Below are 13,961 nucleotides of genomic sequence, written 5' to 3' on the forward strand. Positions count from 1 at the left end.
CTGGCTGCTTTGAAGGTATAAAAGCTGTACTCCTATACCTGGTAAAAGGGTGCTGGGTGTATTAGAAAAATAATATCAGGCTAATCTAAAGGTTAGAAGAACGAAAGTTATTTTTATACGCTATGAAAAAATTTTTACTGTTTTTGACCGGCTTTCTTTTCTGCTATGCCTTTGCTGTCAAGGGGCAGCCGGGCAGCGGGGTGGTGTATTACGATGATATTGAAAGCATCGGGGCTCCAGGAGCTAATCTCAGAACCTTCAACGCTGCCCTTTACTTTTCACCGGAGAAGTCCGCTTATGTGACCCGGGTGGATTCCCTGGAAAACGGGGGAAAGCGGATCGCCAAAACCTACACAGACGAAAACGGCGATTTGAAAGGCGTGCAGTCCAACAGCACGGAAAAAGGACTCTTTAACATCACCAACCGCCGGGAGCGCACCATGGTCAGCAATGCCCGATTTAAGAGCAATTTCACCTACAGGGAGGAGCAGCCCCGGATTGATTGGAAGATCAGCAGTGAGAAAAGAAAAATCGGCGGCTTGGAGGTCATCAAGGCCACGGCCACCTTCCGGGGCCGCCACTATACGGCCTGGTACGCGCCGGATATCGCCGTGCCGCTGGGACCCTGGAAACTGCATGGACTGCCGGGCCTGATCCTGGAGGCATATGACGACAACCGCGAAATCCAGTTTGTGTTTAAAAAACTGGAATACCCTTACAGAGGAAATATGCGCTTCCCAGCTCTGCCGGAGCAGCTTCCTGGGCTGGCTGACCTGCGCAAAGAGCAGGACGGCAACTATGAACGGAACATGAAATATCAGCGCGCCCTGGCAGAGCAGTACAGCGGCTCTGTCAGCAGCCAGGGTAAAACGGCCGAATACAGGAAACGCTATCTGGAGCTCTTCGATTGATGAGGCGGCTGCTGTGCTGTTTGCTGTTGCTATTGCCGGCATTTGCACTGCGTGCACAGGACTTCCGGCTGCAGGGCAAGGTACGGGATGGGCAGGGGGCTCCCCTAGAGTATGCCAGTGTGGTGCTCACCTCCAGTCGTGACAGAGTACAGGCTTATTCGCTCACAGGGCAGGACGGAAGCTACGCCTTGCGCTTTACAGCCAGCCCGGGGGACAGCCTGCTGTTGACCGTGCGGCTGCTGGGCTACGGGATTTTCCGGCAGTACCTGCAGCCAACGCCCCAGGTGCCGGACATTTGGGTAGATGCCCTGCTACTCGCACGGGTCGATTCTCTGCAGGAGATCGTGGTGGAGGCTAAGCGGCCTGTAACAGTTAGCCAGGACACCCTTACCTATAACCTGGACTTTTACACGGACAGCCATGAGCAAACTGTGGAAGACGTACTCAAAAAGCTTCCTGGCCTGGAGGTGACGCCTGATGGCACCATCAAGTACGGAAACCGGGAAATCCTCAAAATTCTGATTGATGGGGATGACCTGGCTGGCAATCAGTACAAAGTGCTGAGCAAAAACCTGGACAGTGGCCTGCTGGAAAACATCCAGGTACTTCGAAACTACGATGAGAACCCCTTGCGGAAAAAGTTCGGAGAGGGAGATGACGTCGTACTTAACCTGACGATCAAAGAAGACAAAAAGAACATTCTCTTTGGCAAGGCCAGCCTGGGACTGGGTAGCCGGGAGCGCTACCAATTTCAAACCAATTTGGGGCTGCTGCGAAAGCGTCTCAAAATCCTGCAGCTTGGCAAGGTCAACAACAACGGTACGCTGGCCATTCCGCCCGCCGGGGTACCCACTGCTGCGTTGCAGGACCTTTGGGCGCGCAACCAGCAGAAGGAGGCGCAGGTGCGCCCCATCACCGGAAGCAACGCGGGGCCGCCTGCCTACCTCAAGCCGGAGGAGGCACTTCGCAATCAGTCTGAAAGCGCCTCGCTGACGGCCTCCCACAAATGGGGGGAGCGTCTGCGCCTCCGTTCACTTGCCACATACTCCAAAGACAGGCTCTTGTTTGAGCAGCAGACGCTGAATCGCTTTTTCACAGGCGAAGGTCCGGTGGCTTACAGCGAGCAGGTGCGGACACGGGAACGCAGCCCGAACCTTTATGCCAATACAGCGCTTACCTATTATGACCAGCGGAACTGGTATGCCACTTTTGAAAGCTCCTTTCGTAGCGGAGTGCCCGCCTGGCAGCAGGTACTGCTGCTCAACGGGCTGCCCGTGGCCGTCTCTTCCCGGGATCGGCAGCAACAGTGGAGCAATCACCTGCAGCTCACCTACCAGGCATCCGAAGCTTTTCTGTGGGAGAGTTACGCCTATCTGACGGCAGCCCAGGGCAGGCAGCACTTCCAGGTCAGCAGGGAGGGGACCGGGAAGGTGCTGGGCACTGACGCTGTCCAAAACGCATTCCAGCGCCTGGGCTATGCCGGTCTCAACACGCGCCTGCGGTTTAAAAGCGGACGCAGGGCCCTGCAGGTGATGCTGGGGGTGGAAGATGAGCAGGACAGGCTGCAGGCAGGAATAAATGAACAGGCAGGGGCTGGGGCGGACAGTTTGCAGGCCCGCCGCCATGTCCGGTTCCTGAATGTGAACCAGCAGCTTCAGCTTACCTGGACACTTCAAGGTGGACAAAACTTTCGGTTAGAGGCCGGTACGACACAAAAGCTGGCGGCCATACCCGAATTGAATCATTACTACCTTGCAAAAGGTAGTGCCGCTTACGCTTTCCCGGTAAAGAGGGCAGGCAAGTTCGCCCTGAGCTACACGTTCAACCAGCAGCTAAGTGATCTGAGCCCTTTTTATGCTGGTTATATACTTGAGAGCTACAGAACGCTTTACGGCGGGGCCACAGCCCCGCTGCGTGTCAGCAGTCACGCCGTGGGGCTGACCCACAACTACCAGCGGCCGGAAAGCGGCTTTCTGTTCTTCAACCTGCTGTCCTTTGTACAGTATGACAAAGGCTACATTTCCCGCAGCTTTATCGGGGAGGACTTCACGGTGCACAATCGGGCGGGGGGCAAGGGGGGAGAGCTGTTGCTGTTTCAAAGCCAGCTGACCCGCTACCTATCTCCTCTTCAGACAAGTTTCAAGCTGGAAAGCGGCCTGAGCTATCTCCTCAATTACCTGGCCCTGAATACCCCGCAGCTGCAAAAGAGCCGTAATTTCGGCGCCTCCGCCAAATTGTCGGGCACCACTTATTTTGACATACCCGTAAATTTCAGGTTCTCGGCAGAATACCGGCACAACAGGGGGATCTTCGAGGGCAATGTTTCCCAGGTGGAGGATTTACTGTTAAGCAAGCTGATAACCTACAAGCCCTATGAGCAGGTACTGGTGAGCGCTGGCTTCAACCATTACCTGCTGGCATCCCATCCTCATTCCTTTCTGTCAGCCACCCTGGACTACCAGCCAAAGCGCAGCAGGTGGGAGTTTCAGCTTTCAGGACAAAACCTGCTTGATGTCCGAGCCTTCTCCACAAAGCGGGTCAGCGATTACCACCTCTACGAGCAGCGCCTGGACATTATCCGCCGCTATGGGATGCTGACAGGGCATTACCGTTTTTAGACCGGAGGCTGGAATGGACCATGCGCATAGGTGGCAGGAAAGCAGGTAAGCTAGACAGTAGCTGCTCCAGCCTTGGGTTTGTGCTCTCCAACCTGTCTTTCAGAAGCTTTTATGCCAGCTTATTTCGGTGTTTGTATGCAGGATCGCCCTGTTGATGTAAAAATTTATCAGTTGTTGGGTCTTTTCTATAGCTTGATCAACTAAAAGAAAGGGGACAGTAATCTGGTCAGGCCCTTCAACAGACCTGAACCGGTGCCTGGCTCAGCGTATGCAGCCTGTTAACAAGGCTTATCAGCAGACCCGGCACAGAAGCAAGCGCGCAGGAGCGCGTCAAAGTCCGGGCCAGAGTGGTTGTCCGAAGGGCTGCTGCATTGGCAAAGCTGGCAAATTATAGTAACAGCTGGTATACATATAGACAGCCCCCTCTGTAGCAGGAATGCCTGTATCTCCGGCAAAATATTAGCTTATCATGTCTATTATTAAAACATTAGGCTCTATCATCTATAGACTCCACCAGTACCTGGACGCTGCGACGTTTCGGGAAACAAAACGGGGTGCCACCTGGAGCATTTCCTCCTGCATTGAAATCCTGCAGGTTTGGCTGCTCTTATCATGTCTCCTGTATTATGCAGTCAACACCACGGAGGAGCTGGTGCCGTCTCAGTTACAGGTACCGATATTCAGTGCGGTCATATTTACCCTCACGTTAGTCAATTACGTGCTGCTGGAGCAGAGGTGGCCCTGGGGGAAGTTGTTTAAGATATTCCTTGCATCTTCTGCCCCGAAGAACAATCCGGCTAGCGCCCTTGGCTGGTTGCTTGCCTTGCTGGTAGTGGTGAACGTATTGTTCTCTTACTTTTTGCTGAGCAACATCGACTGGGCGCACTATCGCTAAACAGACACGCAGCGGCTCAGATATGAAGATCTGCTTTGCAGGATGTTCTCGCCCTGAGCCTTTGTATTACCGCATAAGCGGTGGGGGCTGCAGACAGCGCTTGTAACATGGCCTCAAAACATAAGGTATAGGCAGCCGTTTACAAGCCAGGGCGACAGGCCGCTTAGCCTTTTTTAAACCGCAACCACCAGCTGATGAATAAAATTAAAAGCACTATGTACAAAAGCCTTTACGAGTTAACAAGAGAGGACTGGAATACACTTTTCCCAATCGCCCTGGTCGACCACGACCCGAAATGGAAAATCCTGTTTGAGCAGGAAAAGGGGCGCATCCTCGCAAAACTCGGAGAGGGTGTCGTGCGAAGAATAGAGCATTTCGGAAGTACGTCCATCGCCCATATCAAGGCCAAACCTTACATCGACATCATCCTGGAAGTCCCGGATGAGCTGCTGTTTGACGAGGAAATTATCACCAGGCTAGGGGAAATCGGCTACACTTATTTTAAAGTGTCCGCGCGTGAGTACATCGCGGCCTACATGTCCTTTGGCAAAGGCTACCGCCTGGATGGGGGAAAAGAACAGATTTTCCATCTCCATGTGTGCCCCAAAGATAATGTGATGTGGGAGCAGGTCGGTTTCCGGGACTTCTTAAATGCTCATCCGGAACGGGCCAAGGCTTATGAGGCACTCAAACTCGAGCTGGCGGCAGTGTACAGAAACGACAGGGGCGCCTATATGCTGGGGAAAACAGATTTTATCCGGCAGACTTTGAACATGATCAAGTGACGGGGCCGCACCCTTCCCTGAGCGCTAAACCGCCTGCGTACACTGGCACGATTGAACGTCCTGAGCGATGCAGGTGCCCCTGACTGCCTGCCAGGAGGATGACACAGGGCCCGGTAAAGGCAGACTGCTTCCTTCATTGCCCGTTATCAGAGCTGCTGCTGTCGCATGTTTTAAATGAGCAAATACAGCAGGGAAAGTACCTGTCAGGACAATGTCATAACATTAGGTATATGTACCTGAGATGCTTCCGGCCGGTTCGTCCCGGCAGCAAGCCCGTCGGTGTAACAGAGTTTCAATTCACAGTGCCAAGTATTAGTATTAGTACTGTAATATGAAACTCAAACGTGTTTTAACCGGAGCAGTCCTCTGTACTGCGGCAGTCTTTTTCACAGGATGTGAGAAAGAGATGCTGGAACCAGATCAAAACGTGGCGATGCAGGAAGCAACCATGGGAAACACAAACGCACGCCGGGATGTGCAGCTGGAGAGGTTCGCCAGAGCCCTAGCCAGCGCCATCACGGAAAAAGAGGTGAGAATGCTCATCAAAGAAGAGGCAAACCGCCAGTTCGATGGTGATTATGACATCCTCTTCCGAAAACTCAAAGATGAGCAGACCGGAAACGGAAAGGTCTTGAACGTACTGGCCAGGCACCTCTCGGCCCTGGAGAAAAGCCCGTCCTTTGCAAACCCTGAAAACGAACTGAACAGCCTTTCGGCGGATGTTCCCCTGCTGAACATTGCCGTACCGATTCACATGGACAAGTGGGATGCCGCGCAGTATACGCCGCTGGTTGCCGTGGTGCCGAGCAATTTTGATGAGAAGACAACAGAACGCGTAAAGGCATTTGACCAGCACGGAAAAGTGACCTGGCTTTCTGTTAAAGCGATGCCGGATATGCCTGTCATTGTCGTCGGGCTGAACGAGCGGGTCGTGTACGAGGATGGTACCTTTGCCATGAAAGATTACCTGGTGGATGACAACATGGTGCATTATGTCATGCCGGATGAGCTTGTGCTGGAACCGGGAGATGGCGGCGGTGGCGGCGGCGGTGGAAGCACCGGCACCTCATCTTCCTGGACCTGTCGAATAGATGGCAAGACAGACTACCTGACAGGTATGTGGTTTAAAGACATCAGCGAATACGAAGCCTGGATTTTAGGTAAGCCGGAAGTTGTTTTGAAGATAAAAAATCCATATAATCAGGGGGAAATTGGACATCACAGATACAAGGAAGAACGCAGCAAGTTTGACAATACCTGGTTTAACACGAACTCATACCTTTATCCGTGGGACATCAACATGGTTTCCGATGCGGTGGGCTACTTGTGGTATGAGGATGACGGTGGTTTTGAGATCGAAATCGAGCAGACCATCAATTACAAGGTGTTTGGGATTGGCCAGTCTACCAAGGTGAAGTACAAGCTGAAGAACGATGACGATATTATTGGTTTGACGACCATTGGATTGAGCCATTGTCCCTCCACAGGATACTATACCCTGGGAGGAGGTTCTATGGAGTTCCGCTTTAAGTTGAAAAGCATTTAATATAAACTTTTACTTACCCGGAGCGGTAGCTACCGCTCCGGGTATATTATTTATCTCTATTTTATCGTGCTCTATGAAAACCTTTAAAAACAACAGCTGGCTGCTGCTCCTTTTTTTATTTTTATTCAGTTCCTGCAAGGACGAACAGCAAATCCTCAACAACCTGGAGGGAGCTTGGCAAGTAACCGGGATGACGCATCTGAAGCCAAGCGCTGAGGCCCTGCCGACGCGCGGAGTCGTTACATTCAAAAAGTGCCAGAAGCAAAATGATACAAATGACTGTCCCGGTGACTATGTCTTTGACGATAAACCTACCGTTTCCAACCGGTTTTCTGTTCTGGAGAAGGGGAAAATTATCAATTTTGCCTCCTTCACGCAGCAGGCTTATGAACACGCCGATAAACTCTACATCTTGCAGGGGCCCTATAAAGTGATTGGGCAGAGCAGCACACGCCTGGAATTAGAGGGAATCATGACCATTGGCGACAAAGCCACCGGACCCGTGCTCGCGGAAGTACGGATTGTTTTAGAAAGATAGGATACGGCGGATGTGCTTGCTTTTTCGGGCAGTGTTGCTGGTGGCGCTGTTATTTCCTCTTACCTGTGTGGCACAGGACAGGAAGGCCGTTGTGACGGTCGGTGGTTTTGTGCAGGACAGCTTATCGGGTGAACGGTTACCGGGTGCCATGGTCCGTATCTCCGGGCAGCACCTGGCCACTTCCACAAATGCGTTTGGTTTTTTCAGTATGGCTGTGCCTTCCGGCGCTGTGCAGGTGGAGGTGCGCTACCTGGGGTATGGAACACAGGTAACGCACCTGTACTTGCGTGGGGATACGTCCCTGGTGGTGCGCCTGTCTCCGAAGAGCAGCCAGCTTGCCGAAGTGCACATCACCAGTGGGGCGCCTTCCCATACGGATATCCGGCTGGCGAATAAGATCACGCTCAGCAGCCGGGAGATCCAGGAGTTGCCGCGCCTGATGGGGGAGGCGGATGCCGTGAAGGCAATCCAGCTGTTGCCCGGTGTGCAGGGGGGAAGAGAGGGGGCCTCTGATCTGCATGTGCGGGGGGGCGGTCCTGACCAGAATCTGATACTGCTGGACGGCGTGCCGGTGTACAATGTCTCGCATCTGCTGGGGCTTTTCTCTGTTTTCAACACGGATGCCATTAAAAATGTGGACATTGTCAAAGGCGGCTTTCCGGCCCGCTATGGCGGCCGTCTCTCCTCGGTCGTGGAAGTGCAGCTGAAGGAAGGCAGCAACCAGGGCTTCCGAGGCGAGGGGGCTGTCGGCCTGCTCTCATCCAAACTGCTGTTGGAAGGTCCTGTGTCGGGTGGGAAAACCTCATTTCTGGTAGCCGGACGCCGCACCTATGTGGATGCACTTGCCGCGGCGGCTTCCAAACTGTCCGGCGAGGAAATGAGCCGCTACAGGTTCTATGATCTGAACCTGAAGGTGAATCACCGTTTTTCACCCCAGGACAGGCTCTACCTCAGTGTTTACGCAGGCGATGATTCCTTTGCGGACACGTACGTTTATGCAGGTGAACATCAACGGGAGGAACAGCAGTTTAAGCTGCAGTGGGGGAACGTCACCTCAGCCCTGCGCTGGAACCACGTGTTCAGCCCGAAGCTGTTTGGCAACATGACCCTGACCTACAGCGGGTATGAATTCAAGGTGGTCGATGACACTAAGCTGCAGCAGCAGGACTCGCTTTTCCACCTGACCCTGACCTATGCGTCGCGAATCCGCGACTGGGGGGCGAAATTTGATTTTGACTATATTCCCTCCCCCAGGCATGAAATCAACTTCGGCGGCAATTATACGAACCACCTGTTTCACCCGGACGCCATCCAGGTCGACGCGCATCTGAACACCCCCTCGGCTATTGTGAGCGCCGGGGCTGACGTGATACCGGCACAGGAGTATTACCTGTACGCAGAAGATGTCGTGCGCCTGAGCGACCGGCTGCAGGCCAGCACGGGCCTACACTATTCGGGCTTTGTGGTCAAAGGGCGGCATTTTCATTCGCTGCAGCCCCGACTGGCACTCGCCTATCACAGCGCGAAGGGACTCAGCCTGAAGTCCTCCTTTTCAACCATGGCGCAATACCTCCACTTATTGAGCAATACCTCCACCGGTACGCCGACCGATATCTGGGTGCCCGCTACTGCGCAGGTGGCACCGCAGCGTGCCTGGCAGTATACGTTGGGTGCCTCCTCCCTGGCATGGGGTGGTGCGCTGGATGTGAGCGGGGAGCTTTACTACAAGCACATGGCGAACACGGCGGAGTTCAAGGACACGCCCGATTTTATGCAGGAGTTCATCAAGAGTGGCTCCAACACGGATTTTGCCGCGTATGTCAGCCGTCCTTATGAAGAGCGGGTGGTCAGTGGAAAAGGCTGGACCTACGGGTCTGAGTGGCTGGTGCGCAAGCGCGAAGGAAAAACGACAGGCTGGATAAGCTATACCCTGGCCTGGGCCTGGCGACAGTCTGATAGTCTGAACTATGGAGAACGCTACCCCTATACTTATGACAGCCGGCACACGATGGCGGTCGTGGCCAGCCACAGCCTGACGGAAGCCCTGCGTATCGGGGGCTCCTGGACGTATCGGAGCGGGTCCGCGGTTACCCTGCCGACCACGCACTACAAGGCCTACCAGGAGGAGATCGGGCAGCCGGGACAGGTGCCGCAGCCTGGGTCAGTGGAGTTTCTGGGCGAGCGAAACAATTTCCGGATGCCCGCCTATCACCGGTTGGACGTGGGCATTACGCACCATAAAAAGAAAAACTGGGGGGAACGCACCTGGAATCTATCGGTCTATAACCTGTACAACCGGCAGAATCCCTTCTTCCTGCGCACCAGCACACCGGGCGTGCTTTCCAGTGGCACCGTGAAAAGACAGCTTTACCAGGTGTCGCTGTTCCCGATCCTGCCCTCCTTCAGTTACGGATTTAAATTTTAACCGACCAACCCTATGTTAAAAGAACTTCCTCGAATTTGCTGTCTGCTCAGCCTCCTGCCCCTGCTGCTTGGCTGCGAGCGGGTGCTCCCGCTGGATATGCCCGACCCTGCGCCGCGGCTGGTTCTCAACAGCATGTTCCAGCCCGACAGCCTTTGGCAGGTGGAGCTCACCGCTTCACAGGGTATCACATCAAGCCAGGAATACGAGGGCGTGCAGTATGCCACGGTGCAAGTCCTGCAGGGAGACAGGCTGGTGGAAACCCTGACGCATACGGGTAACGGGATCTACCGCTCCCGGCAGGCCTACCCGGCGGCTTACACCCACTACCGGATCATCGCTTCCGCTCCGGGCTATCCCACAGCGGAAGGGGCTGGGCATGCACCCGATAAACCAAAAACAGACGGGGTGCAGGCCCGGATGATAGCCTCTCCCGATAACCCGGGTGGTGCTGCCGTTTCGCTCTCCCTCCAGCTGGAAGACCGTCCCGGGCAGGCGAATTATTATTATATCAGGGGCTACAGCCGGGCCATTGACGCAAGCGGCCGGCCTTACCTGGAGCCTGTCAGTCTTACTTCGCGCAGCAGTTTATTTGAGTTTAGTTTGGGGAGCCGCTGGTTTTTCAGTGATAAGCTCTTTGATGGAATCACCCGGCAACTGGACCTGTATTACAATACATACCCGGGACAGGAAGTACAGGTGGAAATTGCCCAGCTCAGTGCGGATTATTACCAGTATGCACAGACGCTCTACAAGCAGTCCTATAAAGACAACATCCTAACCCAACCGGTCGGAGTGCATGGAAACATTAAAAACGGTTTCGGCATTTTTGCCGGTTATCATGTGCAGACCTATCGGTTTAAGACACGGGAGTGATCGCCTGCCGGATGTCGGTAGCAAAAGGGGGATCAGGAATGCAAAGGCCCGATGGGACGGGGAGACCAATGGGGGGCCTCCGTTCTCCTGCCTGCCAGTAGATGCAATACGTCATTCCCGGACTTCAAAGGGGATAGCGCCTTAGAATAACTACGCACGGGCAGGTGAAGTATTGAGGAAAAGACGGGTTTCGATCGCTTTACGCGAAGGGCTGGCGTAACCTGAAGAATGCTTTACCAGGCGATCCGTATCCATGAGCTCGAGGCTAATCTGAGAGACCACGCAGGCATGCAGCTCCAGGGAGGTGGAGCTGAGCAGCGGAATCAGTTGTTCCATCAGCCAGTGCTGATCTGCCAGCTCCAGGTAGAGGATAGCCCGCGCGTCACTGAGCAGCCGGCGGCATTCGTAGGCCATCAACAGGTCGGCCAGCAGGTAATTGTTGGCGCGGAACTCGTCGCTGGTTGGATGCCGCAGCCACCTGACGGAGATAACGTCTGCCTGTTTGCCCAGCTGTATTTCCAGGTAGTCATTTCGTAGGATCGCAGGAGTTTCCGATTCAGTCATGTTTAGGGCAATTAGCAGTTCCGAAAGGAATAGTATTGTAATTGTTTGTTAAATAACTAGATTAAATGTTGTTTTTGCAAATCGAAGTATTGCTTAACCCTTTCCACGTACGGTACTTTCTTTAGCAGATTTTCAGGCCCTGGTGTTAACTACTTGTTCTTCTTACAGTTGATTGATGTTGTGCCTTCGAAATGACAGAACAATCAATTCCAGCAGATTCCTTGGCAGCCTATGCTTAGAGACGAGAATAGAACCTGTTGTTCATCACCGCACAGGAGGAACTGGCTATGGTGGGGGCAAGCATGCTGCGAAGCGCAAAAAACGTGTTGTGAGCATCAGGGGTTTTGTCTATAGCGTAAGACTATTTCCCTGATGGGTTCAGGGAAATAGCAGTTGCCAGCCTGCACTGATTCAAGGGCTGTCCAGAGCTCTTCATAAGAGGCTTTCTTCGATACATACCCCATAACCCCGCTGTCGAGGAGCCGTCTCAGGATAGCGGGGTCGTCTTCAGTAGAGAGTATCAGAATCCTCAGCTGAGGGTAGTGCGTGGCCAGCCAGCGGGCTGTCGCCAGACCGTCCATCACGGGCATACAGACGTCCAGCAGGACCAGGTCGGGTAAATAGCCCGGACTGAGCTGGCGGATCAGGTCCTGGCCGTGAACCGCCTCGATGGTGACGGAGAAACTGCCGTTTTCCTCTAGTAGGGCGGCCAGCTCCCGGCGATAGGGTAAATAGTCGTCGACAAGTGCGATGCGGTTGCTGGAAGGTGCCATAGCGTGCCAAAATTTGGTGAATCCGGAAGCCCAAGCCAGGGCGATGGCGTGGGATCGGCGGTGCCTTTTTTTTGTAAGGGCTTGGACTAACAGGCTGTGGGGCAAGGACAATACTCAGGATACAGGAGGGAAAGCGCAAATTTTTTACACGAAATACCGCTTCTTCGGGACGAAGCCCGTGTCAAACCATGGTATTGGGGCAGGCATGCCCAGTCCGTCAGGGTGCATGCTGAAAAATAGAATCCAACCGCTGTGCTGTCTCCGGGCAAACCTGCCGGATCAGGCTGTACTTGGTGTCTGTTTCCTGCAAGCGGGTATTTTCCCGGTATAAACTAAAGCAAAGTCCGGCGGCTGTGGCGGTGAATAGCATACACAGGAGGACTGCCAGAACAAATCTCCGTGCCCTGTCCTCGAAGTGATGGTGGTGCCGGACGGGCAGTACCTTAGGCAGTTTGGCGAGCCTTTCCTCAAAGGAGCTGAGCTGGTTCAAAACCTGCAGGGTATGCTTGCCCAGGTCCTGGCGCTGGAGAAGCCCTTTCAGTTCTTCTAACCGGGCGGCGCAGCCAGGTGACTGCTGTCTGGCGTGGGCTGGCGGCGTTGTTTCCCGCTCTTCGAGTTTTTCCAGGCGTCTGCTGAGCAGGCTGAGCAACTGCTCGGCGTCCGTGAGTCTTTCTTCCAGTTCTTTTGGTGTCATAGGTGTCTTCGTTTTCTCTTTTTGCTTTTTTTCTTTCGATAGGGGTAGTCCGTCAGGTGGGCGGGCGCTGTCTGCGCTGCATCGGGCATCAGTAGCCTGTCTAGCAGGTCGCCTACCCGTGGCACAAGCGCCTGCACCTGTTCTGGCTGCTGCCAGGGACTGGGTAGCAAAGGGGCAGGAGCTAACTCGGAGCGCTGGGGCATCATCCGCTGCTGTGCCAGCCGTTTGCTGATAGCCCCGTAGCTCAGGCTACGGTCCAGGGCAGAGCCCTTGAAGCGCAGCTCGTCCTGGCGAAAGCTGATTCCCTGCACCTGGCTCGTGCCTCGCCTTAATTTATAGTCGATGGCAATGCCGTGGCGAGCCAGCAGGCGCTCCAGCTCCTGCCAGCTTCCGGCCTGCCGCAGCGCTTGTTGGATTGCGTCATGCAGGGCATACCTGGTCTGATCGGCGCCCTTGAGCCGTTGCCGGTTCACTTGTCCTTTGCCCGGCGCCAGGTAGTAGCCGTACCGGTGGGTAAGTTCCCGGCACACCCGCACATTGCGTTGCCGTTGAAACCTGTCCGGGATGGTTTCCCCTTCGTAGTTGACCCGGTTGTAAACAATGTGCAGGTGCGGATGCGTGCTGTCCACATGCCGGACAATCAGGTACTGCGTGGCGGTGATCTGCATATTCTCCAGGTACTCACGGGCCCGCGCTACCATGAGGCTGTCGCTGAGTTTTGTTTTGTCGTGGATGCTCCAGCTCAGGGCGATGTGGCCGACAGCTTTCTCCAGCCCGGGCCTGAGCTGGCGCTGCAGGTGGAAGTCGGCCACCATGGATGCGACAGTGTCCGTGCGGATGCCTTCGGCGTCGAGTACTGTGGCTCCCGGCTTTTGCAAAACATAGCGTATGCAGCCACCAAAGCTCTTTCCAGTCATCACTTTACCGATCATCTCTTCCCAGTAAGGAGAGCACCCCATGGATCTTTTCAAGCAGCTGCCGACATACGTTCTGCAGGGGGAGCAGCCCCTGGCGGTGTGCCAGCCGCGTGAGCTGGTTGAGGTTATTGGCCAGGCCGGAAAGCGTGCGCAGCGTGGCCAGTTCCTCGGGGCGAAGGCGGGCCACAACCACCGCCTTTTTGGTTGCAGCCCGAAACCAGGCCGAGACGCTAAGGCCCGCCTCCCGGGCCTTGCCCGTGACCAGAAGCCGTTCGGTTTCCGTCAATCGCACGACGAGTGTGCAGCTCCGCTTGACCCGTTTGGTGGGGCGGCCGCCTTTCTTTTTTGATAGTGGAAGGTGCTGTGCCGATGCTGTGTCCATGTACTTGGTGTGTATGAATTTGAAAGATAACCCGCTGCGA

13 protein-coding genes are annotated in these 13,961 nt (G+C 54.6%); 8 read left to right on the forward strand and 5 right to left on the reverse strand.

What is annotated here, in order from left to right:
• The first annotated feature begins 122 nt into the window (after positions 1–122).
• From BW972_RS10780 to BW972_RS10815, 8 genes are all read left to right on the forward strand, one after another.
• Positions 123–911, forward strand: a complete 789-nt coding sequence (locus BW972_RS10780; RefSeq protein ID WP_076422144.1) for a GLPGLI family protein — start codon at positions 123–125, stop codon at positions 909–911.
• Positions 911–3,529: a TonB-dependent receptor gene (locus BW972_RS10785; RefSeq protein ID WP_076422145.1), complete on the forward strand. Its 2,619-nt coding sequence runs from the start codon at positions 911–913 to the stop codon at positions 3,527–3,529. The genes BW972_RS10780 and BW972_RS10785 overlap by 1 nt, the downstream gene beginning before the upstream one ends.
• Before the next feature lie 469 nt (positions 3,530–3,998).
• Positions 3,999–4,424 (forward strand): hypothetical protein, encoded by a 426-nt coding sequence (locus BW972_RS10790; RefSeq protein ID WP_076422146.1) that lies wholly within the window; start codon positions 3,999–4,001, stop codon positions 4,422–4,424.
• A gap of 215 nt (positions 4,425–4,639) precedes the next feature.
• On the forward strand, positions 4,640–5,209 hold the full coding sequence (locus tag BW972_RS10795) for a GrpB family protein (RefSeq protein ID WP_076422448.1): 570 nt from the start codon (positions 4,640–4,642) through the stop codon (positions 5,207–5,209).
• Positions 5,210–5,615: 406 nt separating this feature from the next.
• On the forward strand, positions 5,616–6,755 hold the full coding sequence (locus tag BW972_RS10800) for a DUF3103 family protein (RefSeq protein WP_076422147.1): 1,140 nt from the start codon (positions 5,616–5,618) through the stop codon (positions 6,753–6,755).
• A gap of 73 nt (positions 6,756–6,828) precedes the next feature.
• Positions 6,829–7,293, forward strand: coding sequence for a hypothetical protein (locus BW972_RS10805; protein ID WP_076422148.1), 465 nt, complete (start codon positions 6,829–6,831; stop codon positions 7,291–7,293).
• A 67-nt stretch (positions 7,294–7,360) separates the two neighbouring features.
• Complete coding sequence (locus BW972_RS10810; protein ID WP_159439856.1) at positions 7,361–9,718, forward strand: TonB-dependent receptor; 2,358 nt, start codon at positions 7,361–7,363, stop codon at positions 9,716–9,718.
• Between the two features lie 12 nt (positions 9,719–9,730).
• Positions 9,731–10,591: a DUF4249 domain-containing protein gene (locus BW972_RS10815; RefSeq protein ID WP_076422150.1), complete on the forward strand. Its 861-nt coding sequence runs from the start codon at positions 9,731–9,733 to the stop codon at positions 10,589–10,591.
• 150 nt (positions 10,592–10,741) lie between these two features.
• Here BW972_RS10815 and BW972_RS10820 read toward each other — a convergent pair whose 3' ends face one another.
• The 5 genes from BW972_RS10820 to BW972_RS10840 form a co-directional block, all read right to left on the reverse strand.
• A complete protein-coding gene (locus BW972_RS10820) occupies positions 10,742–11,155 on the reverse strand; it encodes a hypothetical protein (RefSeq protein WP_076422151.1) in 414 nt (137 codons plus the stop codon).
• Positions 11,156–11,490: 335 nt separating this feature from the next.
• Entirely contained in the window at positions 11,491–11,928 is a 438-nt protein-coding gene (locus tag BW972_RS10825; RefSeq protein WP_076422152.1) for a response regulator, read from the reverse strand.
• A 217-nt stretch (positions 11,929–12,145) separates the two neighbouring features.
• Positions 12,146–12,622, reverse strand: a complete 477-nt coding sequence (locus BW972_RS10830) for a hypothetical protein (RefSeq protein ID WP_076422153.1) — start codon at positions 12,620–12,622, stop codon at positions 12,146–12,148.
• The gene (locus BW972_RS10835; protein ID WP_083674147.1) at positions 12,619–13,581 is read right to left on the reverse strand and encodes a relaxase/mobilization nuclease domain-containing protein; all 963 of its coding nucleotides are present in this window, start codon (positions 13,579–13,581) and stop codon (positions 12,619–12,621) included. The genes BW972_RS10830 and BW972_RS10835 overlap by 4 nt, the downstream gene beginning before the upstream one ends.
• On the reverse strand, positions 13,544–13,921 hold the full coding sequence (locus BW972_RS10840) for a plasmid mobilization protein (protein WP_076422155.1): 378 nt from the start codon (positions 13,919–13,921) through the stop codon (positions 13,544–13,546). Before BW972_RS10840 ends, BW972_RS10835 begins: the two co-directional genes overlap by 38 nt.
• Positions 13,922–13,961 lie beyond the last annotated feature (40 nt).

Source organism: Pontibacter lucknowensis, assembly GCF_900156415.1.
In the GTDB taxonomy this organism is placed as follows: Bacteria; Bacteroidota; Bacteroidia; order Cytophagales; family Hymenobacteraceae; genus Pontibacter; species Pontibacter lucknowensis.

What these genes read in the sequence shown, in the direction of transcription:
- BW972_RS10780 (WP_076422144.1), top strand. Translation starts at nt 123, where the DNA reads ATGAAAAAATTTTTACTGTTTTTGACCGGCTTTCTTTTCTGCTATGCC.
- BW972_RS10785 (WP_076422145.1), top strand. Translation starts at nt 911, where the DNA reads ATGAGGCGGCTGCTGTGCTGTTTGCTGTTGCTATTGCCGGCATTTGCA.
- BW972_RS10790 (WP_076422146.1), top strand. Translation starts at nt 3,999, where the DNA reads ATGTCTATTATTAAAACATTAGGCTCTATCATCTATAGACTCCACCAG.
- BW972_RS10795 (WP_076422448.1), top strand. Translation starts at nt 4,640, where the DNA reads ATGTACAAAAGCCTTTACGAGTTAACAAGAGAGGACTGGAATACACTT.
- BW972_RS10800 (WP_076422147.1), top strand. Translation starts at nt 5,616, where the DNA reads ATGCTGGAACCAGATCAAAACGTGGCGATGCAGGAAGCAACCATGGGA.
- BW972_RS10805 (WP_076422148.1), top strand. Translation starts at nt 6,829, where the DNA reads ATGAAAACCTTTAAAAACAACAGCTGGCTGCTGCTCCTTTTTTTATTT.
- BW972_RS10815 (WP_076422150.1), top strand. Translation starts at nt 9,731, where the DNA reads ATGTTAAAAGAACTTCCTCGAATTTGCTGTCTGCTCAGCCTCCTGCCC.
- BW972_RS10820 (WP_076422151.1), bottom strand. Translation starts at nt 11,155, where the DNA reads ATGACTGAATCGGAAACTCCTGCGATCCTACGAAATGACTACCTGGAA.
- BW972_RS10825 (WP_076422152.1), bottom strand. Translation starts at nt 11,928, where the DNA reads ATGGCACCTTCCAGCAACCGCATCGCACTTGTCGACGACTATTTACCC.
- BW972_RS10830 (WP_076422153.1), bottom strand. Translation starts at nt 12,622, where the DNA reads ATGACACCAAAAGAACTGGAAGAAAGACTCACGGACGCCGAGCAGTTG.
- BW972_RS10835 (WP_083674147.1), bottom strand. Translation starts at nt 13,581, where the DNA reads ATGGGGTGCTCTCCTTACTGGGAAGAGATGATCGGTAAAGTGATGACT.
- BW972_RS10840 (WP_076422155.1), bottom strand. Translation starts at nt 13,921, where the DNA reads ATGGACACAGCATCGGCACAGCACCTTCCACTATCAAAAAAGAAAGGC.